The organism is Streptomyces tremellae (assembly GCF_039540215.1).
GTDB lineage: Bacteria > Actinomycetota > Actinomycetes > Streptomycetales > Streptomycetaceae > Streptomyces > Streptomyces tremellae.
Genome location: NZ_BAABEP010000014.1, coordinates 1 through 19,738 on the forward strand (window position 1 = coordinate 1; position 19,738 = coordinate 19,738).

18 protein-coding genes are annotated in these 19,738 nt (G+C 74.5%); 17 read left to right on the top strand and 1 reads right to left on the bottom strand.

Annotation, left to right across the window (positions count from 1 at the left end; translation table 11 throughout):
• The first annotated feature begins 371 nt into the window (after nucleotides 1–371).
• The 16 genes from ABEA77_RS12715 to ABEA77_RS12795 all read left to right on the top strand — a co-directional run bounded on the left by ABEA77_RS12715 (nucleotide 372) and on the right by ABEA77_RS12795 (nucleotide 17,178).
• Nucleotides 372–905, top strand: coding sequence for a YbjN domain-containing protein (locus ABEA77_RS12715; RefSeq protein ID WP_345645551.1), 534 nt, complete (start codon nucleotides 372–374; stop codon nucleotides 903–905).
• Between the two features lie 185 nt (nucleotides 906–1,090).
• Complete coding sequence (locus tag ABEA77_RS12720; RefSeq protein WP_345645553.1) at nucleotides 1,091–2,272, top strand: aminotransferase class I/II-fold pyridoxal phosphate-dependent enzyme; 1,182 nt, start codon at nucleotides 1,091–1,093, stop codon at nucleotides 2,270–2,272.
• A 770-nt stretch (nucleotides 2,273–3,042) separates the two neighbouring features.
• Nucleotides 3,043–3,564, top strand: coding sequence for a DUF2617 family protein (locus ABEA77_RS12730; RefSeq protein ID WP_345645558.1), 522 nt, complete (start codon nucleotides 3,043–3,045; stop codon nucleotides 3,562–3,564).
• A 90-nt stretch (nucleotides 3,565–3,654) separates the two neighbouring features.
• The gene (locus ABEA77_RS12735; RefSeq protein WP_345645561.1) at nucleotides 3,655–5,313 is read left to right on the top strand and encodes a polyamine aminopropyltransferase; all 1,659 of its coding nucleotides are present in this window, start codon (nucleotides 3,655–3,657) and stop codon (nucleotides 5,311–5,313) included.
• Between the two features lie 36 nt (nucleotides 5,314–5,349).
• Nucleotides 5,350–6,291 (top strand): SRPBCC family protein, encoded by a 942-nt coding sequence (locus tag ABEA77_RS12740; RefSeq protein ID WP_345645564.1) that lies wholly within the window; start codon nucleotides 5,350–5,352, stop codon nucleotides 6,289–6,291.
• Between the two features lie 137 nt (nucleotides 6,292–6,428).
• The gene (locus tag ABEA77_RS12745) at nucleotides 6,429–7,211 is read left to right on the top strand and encodes an aldose epimerase family protein (RefSeq protein ID WP_345645566.1); all 783 of its coding nucleotides are present in this window, start codon (nucleotides 6,429–6,431) and stop codon (nucleotides 7,209–7,211) included.
• Between the two features lie 10 nt (nucleotides 7,212–7,221).
• Nucleotides 7,222–7,770, top strand: coding sequence for an orotate phosphoribosyltransferase (gene pyrE / locus ABEA77_RS12750; RefSeq protein ID WP_345645569.1), 549 nt, complete (start codon nucleotides 7,222–7,224; stop codon nucleotides 7,768–7,770).
• Between the two features lie 88 nt (nucleotides 7,771–7,858).
• Nucleotides 7,859–8,890, top strand: coding sequence for a class II fructose-bisphosphate aldolase (gene fbaA / locus ABEA77_RS12755; protein WP_345645572.1), 1,032 nt, complete (start codon nucleotides 7,859–7,861; stop codon nucleotides 8,888–8,890).
• Between the two features lie 219 nt (nucleotides 8,891–9,109).
• Nucleotides 9,110–10,696 carry an MFS transporter gene (locus ABEA77_RS12760; protein ID WP_345645574.1) on the top strand — a complete coding sequence of 529 codons (1,587 nt, stop codon included), beginning with the start codon at nucleotides 9,110–9,112 and terminating at the stop codon, nucleotides 10,694–10,696.
• 2 nt (nucleotides 10,697–10,698) lie between these two features.
• A complete protein-coding gene (locus ABEA77_RS12765; protein WP_345645576.1) occupies nucleotides 10,699–11,112 on the top strand; it encodes a DUF3151 domain-containing protein in 414 nt (137 codons plus the stop codon).
• A gap of 182 nt (nucleotides 11,113–11,294) precedes the next feature.
• Nucleotides 11,295–12,119 carry a tryptophan 2,3-dioxygenase family protein gene (locus ABEA77_RS12770; RefSeq protein WP_345645579.1) on the top strand — a complete coding sequence of 275 codons (825 nt, stop codon included), beginning with the start codon at nucleotides 11,295–11,297 and terminating at the stop codon, nucleotides 12,117–12,119.
• Between the two features lie 100 nt (nucleotides 12,120–12,219).
• A complete protein-coding gene (gene kynU / locus ABEA77_RS12775) occupies nucleotides 12,220–13,359 on the top strand; it encodes a kynureninase (RefSeq protein WP_345645845.1) in 1,140 nt (379 codons plus the stop codon).
• A gap of 85 nt (nucleotides 13,360–13,444) precedes the next feature.
• Nucleotides 13,445–14,371 (top strand): alpha/beta hydrolase, encoded by a 927-nt coding sequence (locus ABEA77_RS12780; RefSeq protein ID WP_345645581.1) that lies wholly within the window; start codon nucleotides 13,445–13,447, stop codon nucleotides 14,369–14,371.
• Between the two features lie 197 nt (nucleotides 14,372–14,568).
• Nucleotides 14,569–15,834, top strand: a complete 1,266-nt coding sequence (locus ABEA77_RS12785; RefSeq protein WP_345645848.1) for a sensor histidine kinase — start codon at nucleotides 14,569–14,571, stop codon at nucleotides 15,832–15,834.
• Nucleotides 15,831–16,490 carry a response regulator gene (locus ABEA77_RS12790; RefSeq protein WP_425588268.1) on the top strand — a complete coding sequence of 220 codons (660 nt, stop codon included), beginning with the start codon at nucleotides 15,831–15,833 and terminating at the stop codon, nucleotides 16,488–16,490. Before ABEA77_RS12785 ends, ABEA77_RS12790 begins: the two co-directional genes overlap by 4 nt.
• Before the next feature lie 97 nt (nucleotides 16,491–16,587).
• On the top strand, nucleotides 16,588–17,178 hold the full coding sequence (locus tag ABEA77_RS12795; protein ID WP_345645583.1) for a Uma2 family endonuclease: 591 nt from the start codon (nucleotides 16,588–16,590) through the stop codon (nucleotides 17,176–17,178).
• Nucleotides 17,179–17,341: 163 nt separating this feature from the next.
• On the opposite strand, the gene ABEA77_RS12800 is transcribed toward ABEA77_RS12795, so the two are convergent.
• The gene (locus ABEA77_RS12800) at nucleotides 17,342–18,205 is read right to left on the bottom strand and encodes a diacylglycerol kinase family protein (RefSeq protein ID WP_345645585.1); all 864 of its coding nucleotides are present in this window, start codon (nucleotides 18,203–18,205) and stop codon (nucleotides 17,342–17,344) included.
• 157 nt (nucleotides 18,206–18,362) lie between these two features.
• Here ABEA77_RS12800 and ABEA77_RS12805 point away from each other — a divergent pair, with 157 nt between their 5' ends.
• Complete coding sequence (locus ABEA77_RS12805; RefSeq protein ID WP_345645587.1) at nucleotides 18,363–19,646, top strand: adenylosuccinate synthase; 1,284 nt, start codon at nucleotides 18,363–18,365, stop codon at nucleotides 19,644–19,646.
• The last annotated feature ends 92 nt before the right edge of the window (nucleotides 19,647–19,738 follow it).

Below are 19,738 nucleotides of genomic sequence, written 5' to 3' on the forward strand. Positions count from 1 at the left end.
TCTACGACCCACAGCCCGCCCCATCAGCTTGACGAAACCCATAGGGGCACCCCCCCGCGGCACCCGAGCACAGGCGGCCCGCCACCCGGCTCACCCCGGGCGACGGGCCGCCGCCGCGTTCGCCACGCCCGCCACCGCGCAGCCGCGCCGGACACGGGCGGGACGGTGTTCCGGGATACACGGTGTTCCGGGATTTGGGGCCGCCGTGGCCCGTGTAAGCGGTCGCGGGTCGGGCAGGCGACCTGGTCCGGGGGCGGGGCCCCCGGCGCGCGGGCCCGTCGCGGGAGCCGCGCGGCGCGTGCCTGCCCGGCTTGCCATCGCCCTGCTGTGATGAGGGAGGATGGCGGGAACCGTACGAAGGGATAAACACGGTGAGCATCGATCCGTCCGCGATTCCCAACTTCGGGGGGCGCCCCGAGCCGGAGCCGGCTTCTGGAGCGGCGGCTCCCGTCGTCGTCCCCGACCAGGACCTGGTCAAGCAGCTCCTCGACCAGATGGAACTGAAGTACGTCGTCGACGACGAGGGCGACCTCGCCGCGCCGTGGGAGGAATTCCGCACGTACTTCATGTTCCGGGGGGACGAGGAGCAGCAGGTCTTCTCCGTCCGCACGTTCTACGACCGGCCGCACGGCGTCGACGACAAGCTGCGGCTCCTTGAGCTGATCGACGACTGGAACCGCCGCACCCTGTGGCCGAAGGTCTACAGCCACGTGCACGAGGAGGACGACGGCCCGCCGACCGTCCGCCTGATCGGCGAGGCGCAGATGCTGATCGGCACCGGAGTGGGTCTCGACCACTTCGTGTCGTCGACGGTGAGCTGGGTGCGCGCGTCGATCGAGTTCGACAAGTGGCTGGTGGAGCAGCTGGGCCTTGAGCCCGGCGACGAGAAGCCCGAGGACGCGTAGCGGCCCCTGCCGAGGCGCGAAGCCGCCGGCCCCCGGGCACCGCACGCGGTGCCGGGGGCCGGCGGCTTTCCCGTCTCCCCGCGCGGGCCGCGCCGCCGAGGCCGTACGGGCCCAGTACGACACGGCCTAGGGTGGCCAGGAGCGCGGGGAGACGGCCCCCGCGGCACGGAGCGGGAGAGGCCTCGATGGACACGGTGAGCGGTACGGCCCCGCGGCCCGCGGCGCGGGTGCGGGGGATGGCGACCTCGATCTTCACGGAGATGACGGAGCTGGCGCGCGCCACCGGCGCGGTCAACCTCGGCCAGGGCGTGCCGGAGCTCGCGAGCCCGCCCGCGCTGCTGCGGGACGTCGCGGACGCCGTGCTCGCAGGGCACAACCAGTACCCGCCCGCCGTGGGCCTGCCCGCGCTGCGTGAGGCCGTCGCCGCGCACCAGCGGCGCCTGTACGGGCTCGCCTACGACCCGGCGGCCGAGGTCCTCGTCACCACCGGCGCGACAGAGGCGCTGGCCGCCGCGCTGCTGGCGCTGTGCGACCCCGGCGACGAGGTCGTCGCCTTCGACCCCTGCTACGACGCGTACGCGGCCGACGCGCGCCTCGCGGGCGCCACCCTCGTCGGGGTGCCCCTCGTCCCGGACGGCGACGGCTTCGCGCTTGACGCGGACGCGCTGCGCGCCGCCGTGACGCCCAGGACGCGCGTACTGCTCCTCAACACCCCGCACAACCCGACGGGAAAGGTCTTCACCCGCGCCGAACTCGCCGCCGTCGCCGAGGTGTCGGCGGAGCACGGCCTGACCGTCGTCACCGACGAGGTGTACGAGCACCTCGTCTACGCGGACGAGCCGCACCTGCCCATCGCCGCGCTGCCCGGCATGCGGCAGCGCACCCTCGTGGTGTCCAGCGCGGGCAAGACCTTCAACACGACCGGCTGGAAGGTCGGTTGGGTGTGCGGGCCGGCGCCGCTCGTGACCGCGGTGAACGCCGCCAAGCAGTTCCTCACGTACGCCTCCGGCACGCCCTACCAGGCGGCGCTGGCCCGCGCGCTCGACGGCGTGGAGCAGTGGGCGGCCGGCCTGCGCGCAGAACTGCGGGCGAACCGCGATGTGTTGACGGAGGGCCTGCGCGCGGCCGGCCTGCGTCCCTTCCGCGCGGACGCGGGCTACTTCGTCCAGGCCGACGTGCGCCCCGCCGGCTACCACGACGGCACCGCCTTCTGCCGCGACCTGCCAGGACGCGTGGGCGTCGTGGCGATCCCCACCGCCGCCTTCCGGACCGCGCAGGGCCCCGACTGGCTGGTCCGCTTCTCCTTCTGCAAGCGCCCCGAGGCCCTCGCGGACGCGGTGGAGCGCCTCGCCCGGCTCGCCGGCTGAGGCCGCCGGGCGGCGCGGGATGTCCGGGAAACCCGGGCGTTCCTCGACAGTTCCGCAACACGGCTTTGGGACGCGCGCGGGTGGGGAGACGACAGACCAGGACACCTACGGGGGAAGGCTGGTGATGTTCCGGTGTGGATCATCGCGGTAATCGTCGTGCTGGCGCTGTTCGTGGCCTTCGGGGCGCGGCGGGGGACGAAGCGGGGGAAGCGGGGGGCCGGCGGTTCTTCGGCCGGTGAGGGCAGTTGGTGGGCCGGGGGCGGTGCGGCGGCGGACCCGCGGCACGGCGGCGGGCACCACGGCTCGCACCACCATGGCGGCGGCGGTGGCCACCACGGCGGCCACTCGTGCGGAGGCGGCGGCGGGCACGGGGGCCACTCGTGTGGGGGCGGCAGCTCCTGCGGCGGCGGCAGTTCCTGCGGCGGCGGCGGCAGTTCCTGCGGGGGCAACTGACGGCGCACCGGCCGCGGCCCTCCTCGGGCGGCGCGGGCGTGCGGGTGCCTGCCGGTGGGGTGATCTGAACACCTGAACACCTCCGCCCCCGAGCGGATGGAAACCCTGCCAAGTTGGGTAAAACCGCTGTGGGTGCAGCGGACTTCGTGATTCGCTGAGCGTGTCTTCGACAGCCCTCGGGCTCCCGGGACCTTCCCGCGGAGACGAGGAGGCGGCCCTTCGCCGCCGTCCCCCAACCTCTTTCCCGACCGGGGACGACCCCGGTCTCCCGGGGCTGCCCCCGGCCCATCCGTCACGTGTGTCTGCGGAGCCGTTCCATGCTCACCACCCTCCATACCGCCTACACCGACACCCGCGCCGCCGACCTGGCCTGGGCGCTGGGGCGCGGGCCGCTGCCGGCCCTCGCCACGCTCGACCTCGACCTCGCGGGCGCGAGACTCCAGCTGCGGCTGCTCGGCGCCTCCCACCAGGTGCTCCTCGAAGAGGGCGGGGGTGCGTGCTCGGAGACCGTGGCGTGCCTCCCCGGCCGCACCACCCCGCTGCCGCTCGGCGTCTCCGAGCGCGTCGGCACCTGGGAGTACGAGTTCGCGGCGCGCGTGGAGCACCTGTCGCAGGGCCGGTTCGCCGGGCGCGCACAGGAGTTGCTCGCGCTGGTCGCCGACCATCCGAACGGACTCGCGGGGACCTTCCCCGGCTCGCCGTACGCGTTCACCGCGCTGCTCGCCCACCGCGACGAGGGCGCGGTGCGCTGGCGCACCTGGCACGCGTACCCGCAGGAGGGGCAGCTCGTCGTGACCCGTACCCGGGTCGGGGTACGGGTGCCCGCCGCCGTGGGCTGAGGCGGATTCGCCCGCCCGTTGACGTGTAAGCCGGGAGATGCACCCGTGTGGGTGACGGTGAGCACGTGGTTTGTGACGTAGCGTGACCACATGATCGACCAGTACGCCACGGCGCAGCGCGGCCCGACGCCGACCGGGCCGACCTCGCCCTGCCGCGGTTCCCGGCTGCCGGTGCGCGCCGACGCGGTCAAATTCCTGGTGCTGGTCGTGGTGTTCGTCTGCGCGGCCTGCGGGCTGGTGTACGAGCTCGAACTGGTCGCCCTCGGCTCGTACCTCATCGGGGACTCGGTCACCCAGGCCTCCGTGGTGCTCTCGGTGATGGTGTTCGCCATGGGCATCGGCTCGCTCCTCGCGAAGCGGCTGCGGACGCGGGCCGCCGTCGGGTTCGGCCTGGTGGAGTCGGTCCTCGCGCTGGTCGGCGGGATGTCGGCGCTCGCGCTGTACGCGAGTTTCGCGTGGCTCGGCGAGTCGCGCGGCGCGATCGTCGCCTTCTCGCTGGCGATCGGGGTGCTGACGGGTGCGGAGATCCCGCTGCTGATGACGTTGATCCAGCGGGTGTCGCGGCAGGACGCGGGCGCGGCCGTCGCCGACCTGTTCGCGGCGGACTACGTGGGCGCCCTCGTGGGCGGCCTCGCCTTCCCCTTCCTGCTGCTGCCGTGGCTCGGGCAGCTGACCGCGGCGATGGTGACCGGCGGGGTGAACGTGGTGGCGGGGGGAGCGCTGGTGCTGTGGCTGTTCGGCCGCGACCTCTCCCCCCGGGCACGCTGGCTGCTGCTGACGGCGAACGTCGTCGTGCTCGCGGTCCTCGCGGTGGCCGCCGCGACGGTCGGCGACTTCGAGCGGGCCGCACGCTCCGCGGTGTACGGGCCGGGCGTGCGGGTCGCGGTGCACACGAGCTCCCAGGAGATCGTGCTCACCGGCGGCGCGCGGGGCCCGCTCGACCTGTACCTGGACGGCAGGCTCCGGGTCAGCGGCCGGGACGAGTACCGCTACGACGAGGGCCTCGTGCACCCGGCGATGGCGGGCCCGCACGCCCGGGTGCTGATCCTCGGCGGCGGGGACGGGCTCGCGGCGCGTGAGGCGCTCACCTACCGGGACGTCGCCTCCGTCACGGTGGTGGACATCGACGGGGAGGTCGAGCACCTGGCCCGTGAGGACCCGGCGCTCAGCGCCCTCAACGCCCACGCCTACCGCGACCCGCGGCTGCACGCGGTGGTCGGCGACGCCTTCACCTGGCTGCGGCGCGCGGTGCGCACCGGCGGCGACGGCCGGTTCGACGTGATCGTCTCCGACCTGCCGAACCCCGGCATCACATCGAGCGCGAAGCTCTACTCGCAGGAGTTCTACGGCCTCGCGGCCCGCGCCCTCGCGCCCGGCGGGCGGCTCGTGGTGCACGGCGCCTCCCCGGCGGCCGACCCGCGGGCCTTCTGGACGGTGGACGCGACGGTGCGCGCGGCCGGGTTCCGTACGGCGCCCTACCGGGTGCCGGGCCCCGCGGACGGCTTCGCGAGCGGGCCCGACAGGACGAAGCGCGTCGGCCGCGACACCGCGCGGCAGGACTGGGGGTTCCTGCTGGCCGCGCGCGGCGGCACGGCGCCGGTGCCGCGCCTCGCCGCCGACGCGCCGAAGCTGCGGTCGCTGGATCCCGCGGGCCTGCGCGCGGACGCCCTGGCCGCGGCGCGTGCCAGGCCGCGCTGGGCGGCCGGGCTGCCGCCCTCGACTCTCGTTCACCCGAGATACGGCGAGTGAGCGCCGTGGGGGCGGTGCTTAAGTAGGCTCGGTCCCATGGACCACGAGGTGTTCGTTCCGGTTACGGCGGAGGCACTGCGGCGCACGCTGCGTGACCCGGCGCGGGTCGCCCGGTGCGTCCCCGCGTTCCAGCAGGACGCGGAGGACGGGCAGGGGGCGATCACCGGCCGCCTGAAGGTCAGGGCGGGCGGCCACACGATCACCTACCGGGGCGCGCTCGACGTGACCGAGGAGGACGACGGCGTCTTCACGGTCAGGGCGGAGGGCGAGGAGGTCCGCGGCACGGGCTCGGTCTCCATCACGCTGGACGTGCGGCTCGCGCCCGCGGTCTCCGTGTCCGCGCCGCCGCCCGGCGGCGCGGGGCCCGCCGCCACCAACGGCACGGACCTGGGCTTCACGGGCGTCTCCCGCGCGGAGGGCCGGCTCGCCGACCTGCCGCCCGCGACGGCGACCCAGGCCGCGCGGCGGCTGCTGGATCGGTTCGCCGCCCGCCTCGCAGACGAGAGCGCCCCGCACAAGGACGCCGCCCCCGGAGCCCCGGACAGCGCGGACGAGGCGGCGCGGCCGCTGCCGCCGAAGGGCACGTCCCCCTCGGCGCCCGGCTCGTCGGCGCCGTCGTCGCCCGACGTGCCGCTCGCGGGCGACACGGTCGCGGGGGACGGCGACTTCCACATCCCCGAGGGCTTCGACGACCTGGACGACGCCGCCTACGACGCGGGCGGCGCCGGCCCCGACGACGCGGGCGAGGACGCCGCCGACGACGACGGCCCGCCCGCCGAGGCCGCGCACGCCCGCAGGACCATGATCGGCCGCAGCGCCGAGGAGGTCGACCACGCGCCGCCCCGCGGCCGCTACGCGCCCATCCCGCTGCCCGAGGCCGCGACCGCCGTGGGCTCCCTGCGCTGGGTGGCCCCCGCCGCCGCGCTCGCCCTCGCCTCCGCCGTGGTCGTCACCAGGGCGCTGCGGCGGCGGCGCTGAGCGGCGGGGCGCGCGCCTCCGCGGCAGTATGTGCGGCCCGGCGGACCGTGAGCGGCGGCCGGCGCCGCGCCCAGCGCGCCCGGCGCCCCCCCCCGCCGTGTGCGCGGCGGCGCAGACGGGCGAACTACGCTGCTCGTGTGAGTGATCTGAAACTTGCCGCGGGCGACGTCAGCGTCGGGATCGCGGCCGACAACGGCGCCAGGGTCAGCAGCCTCGTCATCGGCGGCGCCGAGCTGCTGCGGCAGGGGCCGCGGTACGGGTGCTTCCCGATGGTCCCGTGGTGCGGCCGCATCGCGCAGGGCCGGTTCCGCAACGGCGAGACGCGCCACCAGATGCCGCTGAACTCCCCGCCGCACGCCATCCACGGCACCGGCCGCGACACCGCCTGGCGGGTGCGGCACGCCGAGGACACCTCGGCGGTGCTCACCTACGAGCTGGGCGAGCCCTGGCCGTACGCGGGGCTCGTCACACAGACCTTCACGCTCACGGAGGACTCGCTGGAGCTGACGCTCGGCGTGGAGACCCGCTCGGAGTCGTTCCCCGCGCAGGTCGGCTGGCACCCGTGGTTCAACAGGAACCTCGGCGGCGAGGACGCGGCCCTCGCGTTCGCGCCCGCCTTCCAGCTGGAGCGCGGCGACGACCACCTGCCGACCGGCCGCCGCGTCGACCCGCTGCCAGGACCCTGGGACGACTGCTTCGGCATGCCGGACGGCGTCGAGGCGACCCTGACCTGGCCGGGGCAGCTCGCGCTGACCGTGTCGAGCCCGGCCCGCTGGGTCGTCGTCTACGACGAGCAGGCCGAGGCCGTCTGCGTGGAGGCCCAGTCGGGGCCGCCGGACGGGCTCAACACGGACCCCCAGCTCGTCACCAGGCTCGAACCGCTGGAACTCGCCGCAACCTGGTCGTGGGAGCGCCTCTAAGCTCGGGGTCATGACCTCTACGAACGACTCCAAGGGCGAGCTGCTGCAGTCGATCAAGGACCTCGCCGTGGTGCACGGCAAGGTGACGCTCTCCTCGGGCATCGAGGCCGACTGGTACATCGACATGCGGCGCGTCACCCTCGACGGCCACGCGGCGCCGCTCGTCGGACAGGTGATGCTCGACGCCACCGCGGGCCTCGACTACGACTGCGTCGGCGGGCTCACGCTGGGCGCCGACCCCGTCGCCACGTCGATGCTGCACGCCGCGGCCGCGCGCGGGCGGCGCCTCGACGCGTACGTCGTGCGCAAGGAGCAGAAGCAGCACGGCATGAAGCGCCGGATCGAGGGGACCGACGTGAAGGGGCGGCGCTGCCTCGTGGTCGAGGACACCTCCACCACCGGCGGCTCGCCGCTGACCGCGGTGGAGGCGGTGCGCGCCGCGGGCGGCGAGGTCGTCGCCGTCGCGGTGATCGTGGACCGGGGCGCCGCGCGCGCGGTCGCGGACGCCGGCCTGCCGTACGTGGCCGCCTGCACCGCCGCCGACCTCGGTCTCGTCTGAGTCTGGAAAGATACGGGGCGACGACGACGTCGCCCCCAGGTCAGGGACACGCACGTACCTCAACCGCACATCACATAGGAGCGGCACCATGCCCATCGCAACCCCCGAGATCTACGCCGAGATGCTCGACCGGGCGAAGGCAGGCAAGTTCGCCTATCCGGCCATCAATGTGACGTCGTCCCAGACCCTGCACGCCGCCCTGCGTGGTTTCGCCGAGGCGGAGAGCGACGGCATCATCCAGATGTCGACGGGCGGCGCCGAGTTCCTGGGCGGCCAGTACAAGAAGGACATGGTCACGGGCGCGGTGGCGCTGGCCGAGTTCGCGCACGTCGTCGCGGAGAAGTACGGCATCACGGTGGCGCTGCACACCGACCACTGTCCCAAGGACAAGCTGGACGGCTATGTCCGCCCGCTGCTCGACATCTCCGCCGAGCGTGTGAAGGCCGGCCGCAACCCGCTGTTCCAGTCCCACATGTGGGACGGCTCGGCGGAGACGCTCGCCGACAACCTCGCCATCGGCGAGGAACTGCTCGCTAAGGCCGCCGCCGCGAAGATCGTCCTGGAGGTCGAGATCACCCCGACCGGCGGCGAGGAGGACGGCGTCAGCCACGAGATCAACGACAAGCTGTACACGACCGTCGACGACGCGCTGCGTACCGCGGAGGCGCTCGGCCTCGGCGAGAAGGGCCGCTACCTGCTGGCGGCGTCGTTCGGCAACGTCCACGGCGTGTACAAGCCGGGCAACGTGGTGCTCCGCCCCGAGCTGCTCAAGCAGCTCCAGGACGGCGTCGCGGAGAAGTACGGCAAGCCCGCGGGCAGCCAGCCCTTCGACTTCGTCTTCCACGGCGGCTCCGGCTCGTCCGAGGAGGAGATCGCCACCGCGCTGCAGAACGGCGTCGTGAAGATGAACCTGGACACGGACACGCAGTACGCCTTCACCCGCCCCGTCGCGGACCACATGTTCAAGAACTACGACGGCGTGCTGAAGGTCGACGGCGAGGTCGGCTCGAAGAAGACGTACGACCCGCGCACCTGGGGCAAGGTCGCGGAGGCCGGCATGGCCGCGCGGGTGACGCAGGCGTGCGAGTCGCTGCGGTCCGCGGGAACGCGCATCAAGTAGCGGGCCGGCCGCCGGTACGGCGCTCACAACGGGCCCGGTCCTCGCGCGCGGGGGCCGGGCCCGCGGTGTGCCCGGGGCAGGCCGGGCCCGCCTGTGCCGTACGGAGGCGGGCCGTACGGAGGCGATCCTACGGAGGCGGGCCGTACGGAACCGGCCGACTCGGGACCCGTCGCGTCGACCGGGTCGCCAGGGGCGGCCCCTGCGGGGATGATCCGGGGTATGGACATCCGCCTGTCCTCGGCCAAGGGGCGCTGGGTCATCCTCACCACGGTGCTCGGCTCCAGCATGGCCCTGCTCGACTCGACCGTCGTCAACGTCGCCCTGCCGCACATCGGCGACGACCTGGACGCGCGGCTCGGCGCGCTCCAGTGGATCGTCAACGCCTACACGGTGACGCTCGCCGGCCTCATCCTCCTCGGCGGCTCGCTCGGGGACCGCTACGGGCGGCGCAACGTCTTCGTGCTCGGCGTCGTCTGGTTCGCGCTCGGCTCGCTGCTGTGCGGGCTCGCGCCCAACGCGGAGGTCCTGATCACCGCCCGCGCCCTCCAGGGCGTCGGCGGCGCGCTGCTGACGCCCGGGTCGCTCGCCCTGATCCAGGCGAGCTTCCACCCGGACGACCGGTCGCGGGCGGTCGGCATCTGGTCGGGGCTCGGCGGCGTCGGGGCTGCCGTGGGCCCCTTCGTCGGCGGCTGGCTGGTGGACGGGCCGGGCTGGCGCTGGGTTTTCCTGATCAACCTGCCGCTGGCCGCGCTGTGCGTGCCGGTCGCCCTCAGGCACGTACCGGAGTCGCGGGACCCGCAGCACCACGGGCGGTTCGACGTGGCGGGCGGGGTGCTGGGCGCGGCGGCGCTCGCGCTGGTGACGTACGCCCTGATCGGCGCCGCGTGGTGGGCGGGCGCCGCGGGGGTGCTGGTGGGCGCGGTGTTCGTGGGGGTCGAGCGGCGGCGGCCCGACCCGATGCTGCCGCTGACGATCTTCTCCTCGCGCCAGTTCACCAACGTGAACCTGGTGACGCTGTGCGTGTACGCGGCCTTCGGCGGCTTCTTCTTCCTCGCGACGCTCCAGCTCCAGGTCGTGGCGGGCTACTCGGCGCTCGCCGCGGGCACCGCGCTGCTGCCCACGACGGTGCTGATGCTGCTGTTCTCCGCGCGCTCCGGGCAGCTCGCCGACCGGATCGGCCCACGCGTCCCGCTGACCGTGGGGCCGCTGCTGTGCGCCGCGGGCATGCTGCTGATGACCCGGGTCGGCGCGCACGCCTCCTATCCGGTGGACGTGCTGCCCGCGCTGATCGTGCAGGGCGCGGGGATGGTCACCCTGGTCGCGCCGCTCACCTCGACCGTGCTCGCGTCCGTCGACACCGGCAGGGCGGGTCTCGCGAGCGGCGTGAACAACGCGGCGGCGCGGGCGGCGGGCCTGATCGCGGTGGCGGCGCTGCCGCTGCTCGCGGGCATGGGCCCCGAGGTCTACCGGTCGCCTCCCGCGTTCGAGCACGCCTTCGACAGGGCGATGCCGATGTGCGCGGGGGTGCTGCTGGTGGGCGCGGTGCTCGCGTTCCTCACGGTGCGCAGGGCGGCGCCCGCCGCGGCGGGCGGGGAGCCCGCAGCCGTGCCGGAGTGCCGGGTCAACTGCGGGGTGGTGGCGCCGCCGCTCGAACCGGTGCGTGAGCAGGCGGACGAGGCGGCGGGGGCGGCCCGGAGCGAGCCTCCGGGGGCGGCCTCGGCGGGGCCCTCGGGAGCGCCTCCCGGGGAGCCTTCGCGAGGAGGGGACACGCCCCCGTCCGCGCCGCCGCCGCAAGGCAGACTGTAGGTATGTCGATCCACGAGAACCTGCTCGGGGGGCCTCCCCCCACCCATCTGCCCGACAGCCCTGAGCCGCGTGAACTGCTGGCGGGGGGCGCGTCCCCCGCCGACGTCGCCGCGAAGTACCCGACGTCGTCCCTCGCCTGGGCGCTGCTCGCCGACGACGCGTGGACGGGCGGCCGCGTCGTCGAGTCGTACGCGTACGCGCGCACCGGCTACCACCGGGGGCTCGACTCGCTGCGCCGCGCGGGCTGGAAGGGCCACGGCCCTGTGCCGTGGGAGCACGAGCCGAACCGCGGCTTCCTGCGCGCGCTGCACGCGCTGGCGCGGGCGGCGCAGGAGATCGGCGAGCAGGACGAGTACGAGCGCTGCACGGCGTTCCTGCGGGACTCGTCGCCGACCGCGGCGGACACGCTGGGCTGAGCGGCCGCACCGGCGGGGGCGTGGGCCCCGGGCGGCCGCACGGGGGAGGCCCGCCGTGCCCGGCGGGCCGGCCTGCGGGCCACCGGGGCCCGGATTACCATACGCGGTGGGGACCGGGGCTTCGCACCCGCGCGGTTGCGGGGCGGAGCGGACCGCTACCCGGGATGCCAACGGAGACAGTGATGTCCGACGACCCCGAGACCCCGAACCTCGACTTCGCGGGGACCACCCCGTACGAGGACTACGTCAAGGCCGACCTGCTCACGCACGCCCAGCAGCTGCGGTCCGACGACCCGGGCGAGATGGTATTCCTCGTCACCACGCAGGTCATGGAGCTGTGGTTCACCGTGATCGTGCACGAGTGGGAGACCGCGTCCCGCGCGCTCGACGAGGACCGGACGGCCGTCGCGCTGGACGCGCTGGAGCGCTCCGCGCAGGAGTTCGCGGCGCTCAACGCGTCGTGGCGGCCGATCGCGCGCCTCACCCCGGCCCAGTTCAACGCCTACCGCGGCGCGCTCGGCGAGGGTTCGGGCTTCCAGTCCGCGATGTACCGGCGGATGGAGTTCCTGCTCGGTGAGAAGTCCGCCTCGATGCTGGTGCCCCACCGGGGCGCGCCGCGCGTCCACGCGGAGCTGGAGAAGGCGCTCGCCCAGCCGAGCCTGTACGACGTGGTGCTGCGGCTGCTCGCCCGGCGCGGCCTGCCGGTGCCTGCCGAGGTGCTCGCGCGGGACCTGACCCGCAGATACGAGCCGTCGGAGGGCGTCGAGCGTGCCTGGGCCGCCGTCTACGCGGACCCCGGCGCCCACCCGGATCTGGCGCGGCTCGGCGAGGCGCTCACCGACGTCGCCGAGCTGGTCGGCCGGTGGCGCACCGACCATCTCGTCGCCACCCGCCGCGCCATGGGCTCCAAGCCGGGCACCGGCGGCTCCGCCGGGGTCGCCTGGCTGGAGAAGCGGTCGGCGGCCGTCGTCTTCCCCGAACTGTGGAGTGCCCGTGGACACGTCTGACTTCCCGGCCCGCGCGGCCACCGCGAACACGCCCGGTGCCTGGGGGGCGCACCTCGCCGAGCGCGCGGCCCGGCTCGACGCCGCCGACCGACTCGCGCCCGTGCGCGGCCTGTTCGCGCTGGACGAGCGGGTGGTCTACCTCGACGGGAACTCGCTCGGCGCGCTGCCCGCCCATGTGCCGGAGCGCATGCGGGACGTGATCGCCCGTCAGTGGGGCGAGCTCGGCATCAGATCCTGGAGCGAGAGCGGCTGGTGGACGGCGCCCGAGCGGGTCGGCGACCGGGTGGCGCCGCTCGTCGGCGCGGAGCCGGGCACGGTCGTCGTCGCGGACTCGACCAGTGTCAACGTGTTCAAGGCGCTGGTGGCGGCGGTGCGGCTGGCGCCCGAGGGCCGCGACGAGATCGTGGTGGACGCCACGACCTTCCCCACGGACGGCTATATCGCCGAGTCGGCCGCCCGCCTCACCGGCACCCGCCTCGTCCCCGTCGAACCCGCCGAGGTGGCGGGGCGGGTGGGGCCGCGCACGGCGGTCGCGCTCGTCAACCACGTCGACTTCCGCACCGGGCGGCTGCACGACCTGCCGGGCACCACGCGGGCGGTGCGCGAGGCGGGCGCGCTCGCGGTGTGGGACCTGTGCCACAGCGCGGGCGCGCTGCCGGTGGGGCTCGCCGAGCACGGGGTGGACCTGGCGGTCGGCTGCACGTACAAGTTCCTGAACGGCGGCCCGGGTTCGCCGGCGTTCCTCTATGTGGCGCCGCGGCACCAGCGCGGCTTCGACTCGCCGCTGCCCGGCTGGAACTCGCACGCGGACCCGTTCGCGATGGCGCCCGGCTACGCCGCGGCGGACGGCGCCGTACGGGGCCGGGTCGGCACCCCCGACATCCTGTCGCTGCTCGCGGCGGACGCGGCGCTCGACGTGTGGGACCACGAGGCCGTCGACATCCCCGCCGTACGCGCCAAGAGCCTCGCCCTGACCGACTTCTTCCTGGAGTGCGTCGCGGTGTACGCGCCGGCGGGCCGGGTCGCCTCCGTGACACCCCGGGCGCACGCGGAGCGCGCCAGCCAGGTCGCGCTGCGCTGCGCACAGGCGCCCGCCGTGATGGAGGCGCTCATCGCCCGCGGCGTCGTCGGCGATCTGCGCAGGCCCGACCTCCTGCGGTTCGGCTTCACGCCCCTCTACACGCGGTTCGCGGACGCCGAGCGCGCGGCGCGGGTGCTCGGCGAGGTTCTCGCGGCGTGAACGCGGAGTGATCAAGGGCCCGTTCTGCTGGTAGCGTCCCCGCGGGCCGGGCCATCTCCGCCCCGCATCGAAAGGTTGGACGAGCATGCCGGACGCGGCCGCGCACGAAGGCGCGAACGACCCCCAGCGTGGCGCGACTCGGGACGCGACGCGCGACGCGGCGGAGTACGGCGCCCTGCTCGCGCACCCCGCCGTGCCGCCTGACGCCACCGCCGCTTACGGCGAACACCCGGACCAGGTCGTGGACTTCTACGCGCCGAGGCACACCGCGCGGGGCGCCGTGCCGCTGGTCGTCGTCCTGCACGGCGGCGCCTACCGGGCCCGCGTGGACCGCGCGCACGTCTCACCGTTCGCGGACTTCCTCGCGCGGCGCGGCTTCGCCGTGGCGAGCGTCGAGTACCGGCGCGGCGGGCCGCCTGCGCAGCGGACGGACGCGGACGCCGCGCCGCCCGCCGGGCGCTGGCCCGACACGTTCGACGACGTGGCGGCGGCGCTCGACGCGCTGCCCGCGCTGGTAGCGGAGGCGCTGCCGGGCGCCGACACCGGGCGCACGGTGCTGACAGGACACTCCGCCGGCGGGCACCTCGCGCTGTGGGCCGCCGCCCGGCACGTGCTGCCCGCGGGCGCGCCCTGGCGGCGCGACGAGCCCGCGCCGCTGCGCGGCGTGGTGGCCCTCGGGCCGCTCGCCGACCTCGGCCTCGCCGCCGAACTCGGCGTCTGCGAGGGCGCGGTGTCGCAACTCCTCGGCGAGGGTGAGGAGTTCAAGCGCCGCAGGGAGCTGGTCGACCCGGCGCTGCTGCTGCCCACCGGCATCGCCACCGCCGTCGTGCAGGGCCGCGAGGACACCACCGTGCCGTACGGGATCGCCGACTCGTTCGTCGACGCCGCGGCCCGCGCGGGCGAGACGGTGGGGTTGACGCTGCTTGAGGACGTCGGCCACTTCCCGCTGGTGGACCCGGCCGCTGACGCGTGTGCGGTGGTCGCGGAGGAGATCGCCCAGCTCGCCTGGTGAGGCGGCCCGGCCACGAGGTGTGCCGCGGGGGCCCGGTGAGGGCGTCGCGTACGCCGTGTAGTACCTGGGACGGACCCCGCGGGATCAGCATCACAGCGGACGGCACGGGGGCCGCGGGCCCCTACCTTTGCAGTGTGACCGAGACTGTCAGGAACATCGAAGGCGGAGCCGGGCCCGGCGGGAACCCGGAGCTGCGGATGGCGCGCGGCCTGCGCGACGGGCTGCGCGAGGACCTGTTCACCGGCGTACTCGCCTACCGTCCGCTGCGGCCGATGCGCCTCGAAGGGCCGGTGGCGCGGCGGGTGCCGCGCGCGCTGCGCCCGTACGCGGCGTGGACACCGCACGCCGTGGTGGTGTGCGCCGTGCTGATCACCCTGCTGGTGGGGGTGACCGACACCGGGTCGGTGTTCGCGCTGGTGCCGCCGGCCGTGGTGGGCCTCACGCTGCTGCGGCCGATCCTCGCCTGGTGGCTCTCGCTCGGCGAGCTGGTGCTGCTCGTGCTGCTCGGCGGTGGGTACGCCTACACGTCGTCGGGGATCGGGCCCGGCGTGCTCGTCGCCCATGTCTTCGTGATGACGGCGGTCGCGGCGCGCACCCGGCCGCGCACCGCGCTGTGGATGTGGCTGCTGACGGCGGTGTACTCGCTGTTCGGCGCGGTGTTCACCAGCTTCGACCCGGCGATGGGCCCGGTGCTTGTGCTGAGCGCGGTGGTGCTGCTCGTGGTGTCCGTGGTGCAGGTGCGGGCCTCGGCGCGGCACGAGGTGGCGGCGCAGCAGAGCGTGACGGCGGTCGAGCGCGACCGGCGCACCCTGCTGGAGGAGCGGACGACGATCGCCAGGGAGCTGCACGACGTCGTCGCGCACCACATGTCGGTGGTGGCGATCCAGGCGGAGGCCGCGCCGTACCGCGTGGAGAACCCGCCGCCCGAGCTTGAGCAGGCGTTCGCGACGATCCGGGAGAACGCGGTGGCCGCGCTCACCGAGCTGCGGCGCGTGCTCGGTGTCGTACGGGCCGCCGACTACCAGGCGCCGGACGCGCCGCAGCCGACGCTCACCGACCTCGACGGGCTGCTGCGCAATGTCGGCGAGGCCGGGCTCACGGTGCGCAAGACCGTGATCGGCGCCGTACGGCCGCTGCCGCAGGGCGTGGAGCTCTCGGCGTACCGGATCGTGCAGGAGGCGCTGAGCAACGCGCTGCGGCACGCGCCGGGCTCCACGGCGGACGTGGAGGTCGCCTATGTGCTGGGCGGGCTCGGCCTGCGCGTGGTCAACACGGCGGCGCGCGGCCCGCTGAAGCCGTCGCAGGGGTCGGGGCACGGCCTCACGGGCATGAGGGAGCGGGTGGCGATGCTGAGCGGCGAGATGACGGCCGGGCCGACCGGGGACGGCGGCTACGAGGTGGCGGCGTTCCTGCCGGTGCCGTCGGCCGAGTCGGCCGACGAGGCCGCGGAGGCGGGGCGGTGACGATCCGGGTGGTCATCGCGGACGACCAGATGATGGTCCGCGAGGGGTTCTCCGTCCTGCTCAACGCGATGCCGGACATCGAGGTGGTCGGCGAGGCCGTCGACGGGCGCGAGGCGGTGGCCCGGGTCGCGGAGCTGCGGCCCGACGTGGTCCTGATGGACATCCGGATGCCGGAGATGAACGGCATCGACGCGACCCGGGAGATCGTCGCGGCCGACACGGAAGCGAAGGTGCTCGTGCTGACCACGTTCGACCTGGACGAGTACGTCTACCAGGCACTGCGCGCGGGCGCCTCGGGCTTCCTGCTCAAGGACGCCTCGGCGCGGCAGCTCGCGGACGGCGTGAAGGTGGTCGCCGCGGGCGAGTCGCTGCTCGCGCCCACGGTCACCCGCCGCCTGATCACCGAGTTCGCGAAGCTCTCCGACGTGCCGAAGGCCCCCACGTCGGCGCGCGTCGGCGACCTCACGGAGCGCGAGACCGAGGTCCTCGTGCTGATCGCCCAGGGCCTGTCCAACGGCGAGATCGCGGAGCACCTGGTGGTGGCGGAGTCCACCATCAAGACCCACGTCAGCCGCATCCTCGTCAAGCTCGGCCTGCGCGACCGCACCCAGGCGGCGGTCTTCGCCTACGAGGCCCGCCTGGTCACCCCGGGCTGACCCGGCCGCTCACCCGTACGAGTGTGCCCCTGGCATATGTCAGACGAGGGGTGTGCGGGGGGCGCCATGGTGGTGTACGTCTGACAGGAGGTGCACCATGACGGTCATGGCAGAACGTACGCCGCAGGTGGGCGTGGACGAGTTCGAGCGCATCGCCGCGTTCGCCGCCGCCGAGACCGAGTCCGTCAGGCTCGAATGCATCGGTGGACGGATCGGAGTCAAGGGCGTGCCGGACGGGGACCACGGGGAGATCCTGCTGTGGTTGCAGACGGTCTGCATGCAGCACAGGCCGGACCTCGGCCTCTATGTGGAGCAGGGGCTGCGGGGCGAGCAGTACAGGGCGGGGCGGGCGCGGCCCGACGGGTGTGTCGCGCGGCGCGGAAGCTTCGCGGGGCAGGGCGAGTGGGCCGACCCCGCGGCGGTGCTGATGACGGTGGAGGTCACGTCGTACGACCGCGACACGGACGCGCGCGATCGCAAGGAGAAGCCGTTGGCTTACGCGGCCGCGGGCATTCCGGTGCACCTGCTGATCGACCCGGACGTGGCCACCGCCACCGTCTTCAGCGGCCCCGGGCCGGACGGGGGCTACCAGGAGCGGCACACCGCGGCGTTCGGGGTGGCGGTCGGGCTGCCCGACCCGCTCGGATTCGTGCTGGCGACCGACGAACTCGCGCGCTACGTACGCTGAGGCGCCCCGGGACCGCGGCCCGCTCGGGGTGGGTGGCCGCGGTCCCGGTCGCCGCTCCCGTCCACACCCCGTGTCCCGGGCGTCCGCCGCGGTGCGTCGCACGGGAGCGGCACCGCCGCCGGTCGCGGTGCCGAGGAGCTGACGCGAAAGTGACGCCGGGGGCTCAGGGCGGCGGCAGCGTCAGGCTCCACGCCTCGGGGCGCAGCGTCCAGGTGCGGGTCCTGACCGGTCCTGCGACCCGGGTGTCGGCGCCGTAGTGGAAGTCGGCGCCCGAGATGGTCACGCGCGCGGCCCGCGCGCGCAGCGGCTCGGGCGCGTCCGGCAGGCGTACGACGATCTCCGCGCGCCCGTCCCCCGGCGAGTGCACCGTGACCCCCGCCACCGGCCGGTCCAGGTCGCTGAGCACCTCGCCGTCCGCCTCCACCCGCAGCCGGTGCGCCACCGCGCCCGCGTCGCCCGCAGCGGCGGGCCGCACCAGGCCGCGCACCAGCGACCTGCACGCGCCCCACACCGACGCGCCCGGCGCGGCCCCCGCCCGGCCCGCGCCCTCGGGCGCCGGCGGCAGCGCGGGTACCCGGATACCGCCGAGCACCACCCCGTCGCTGTCGTCCACCAGCAGGTCGAGCCGGCGCGGCGCCCCGTCGAGCACGGCGCGCGCCGCGGCCACCGCGCCCGTGGGCACGCCGAGCGACCGCGCGAGCACCAGCTCGCCCGAGCCGCCCACCGGCACCAGCGCGAGGACGCCGGCCGCGAGCTCGCGCTCCCGGTGCAGCAGGCCCACGGTCCGCAGCAGGGCCCGGTCGTTCCCGATGACGACCGGGCGCCGGTGCCCGCGCCGCGCCAGCGCGCGGGCGAATTCCTCCGGGGTGTCCGGCAGACAGATCTTGGCGGGTGCCCCCGCGCTCAGCACGTCCTTCGCGATGCGCACCGACTCGCCGTCGAATCTTCGCGCCAGCGGGTCGATGACCACCAGGAGCTGCTGCGGGCGCTGCCGTGTGCCGTGGGCGGCGAATTCCGGAGCCGACACCTCGGTCCTTCCTCGGGTAGCATCTTTGTGCAAGAGCCCCTTGCGCTATTGCGCCAGGGGCTTCGTCTATTCCGGGGCAACCGGTTCGACGGTTCGGGCTGTGCCGTACGCCGCCCCCAGACCTTGGACATGCCCCGCCCGGAAGGGGTGTACGCCTGTGCCCGCACTTGTGCTGCTCGGTGCTCAGTGGGGTGACGAGGGCAAGGGGAAGGCCACCGACCTGCTCGGCGGCTCCGTCGACTACGTCGTCCGCTACCAGGGCGGCAACAACGCCGGCCACACGGTCGTCGTCGGCGACCAGACCTACGCGCTGCATCTCCTCCCGTCGGGCATCCTCTCGCCCGACTGCGTGCCGGTGATCGGCAACGGCGTCGTGGTCGACCCCGCCGTCCTGCTCTCCGAGCTGAGCGGGTTGAACGAGCGCGGCATCGACACGTCGAAACTGCTGCTCAGCGGCAACGCGCACCTGATCACGCCGTACCACACCACGATGGACAAGGTGACGGAACGGTTCCTCGGCTCGCGGAAGATCGGCACCACGGGGCGGGGCATCGGCCCGGCGTACGCGGACAAGATCAACCGCGTCGGCATCCGCGTCCAGGACCTGTACGACGAGTCGATCCTGACGCAGAAGGTCGAGGCGGCCCTCGACTTCAAGAACCAGATCCTCGCCAAGCTCTACAACCGCCGCGCCATAGAGTCCGGCCGGATCGTCGAGGAGCTGCTGGCGTACGCGGAGCAGCTGCGGCCGTTCGTCGCGGACACCACCCTGGTGCTGGGCAGGGCCGTGGACGAGGGCAAGGTCGTCCTCTTCGAGGGCGGGCAGGGCACCCTGCTCGACATCGACCACGGCACGTACCCCTTCGTGACCTCGTCCAACGCCACCGCGGGCGGCGCCTGCACGGGCTCGGGCGTGGGCCCGACGAAGATCGACCGGGTCATCGGCATCCTCAAGGCGTACACGACACGGGTGGGCTCGGGGCCGTTCCCGACCGAGCTGTTCGACGAGGACGGCGAGGCGCTGCGCCGCATCGGCGGCGAGCGCGGTGTGACGACGGGCCGCGACCGGCGCTGCGGCTGGTTCGACGCGGTCATCGCCCGCTACGCGACCCGCGTCAACGGCCTCACCGACTTCTTCCTCACCAAGCTCGACGTGCTCACCGGCTGGGAGCGCGTGCCGGTCTGCGTGGCGTACGAGATCGACGGCAAGCGCGTCGAGGAACTCCCGTACAGCCAGAGCGACTTCCACCATGCGAAGCCGGTCTACGAGTACCTGCCTGGCTGGTCGGAGGACATCACGAAGGCGAAGACCTTCGACGACCTCCCGAAGAACGCGCAGGGCTATGTGAAGGCGCTTGAGGAGATGTCCGGCGCGCCGATCTCCGCGATCGGGGTGGGCCCGGGGCGCACGGAGACGATCGAGATCAACTCGTTCCTCTAGGGGGCGGGCCTGGGCCTGGTCCCGGGGGCGCGGTCGCTCCCCGGGACCGGCCCCCACCGGGCGCGCCACGCCGCCGGCCGCGGGACGGGGTG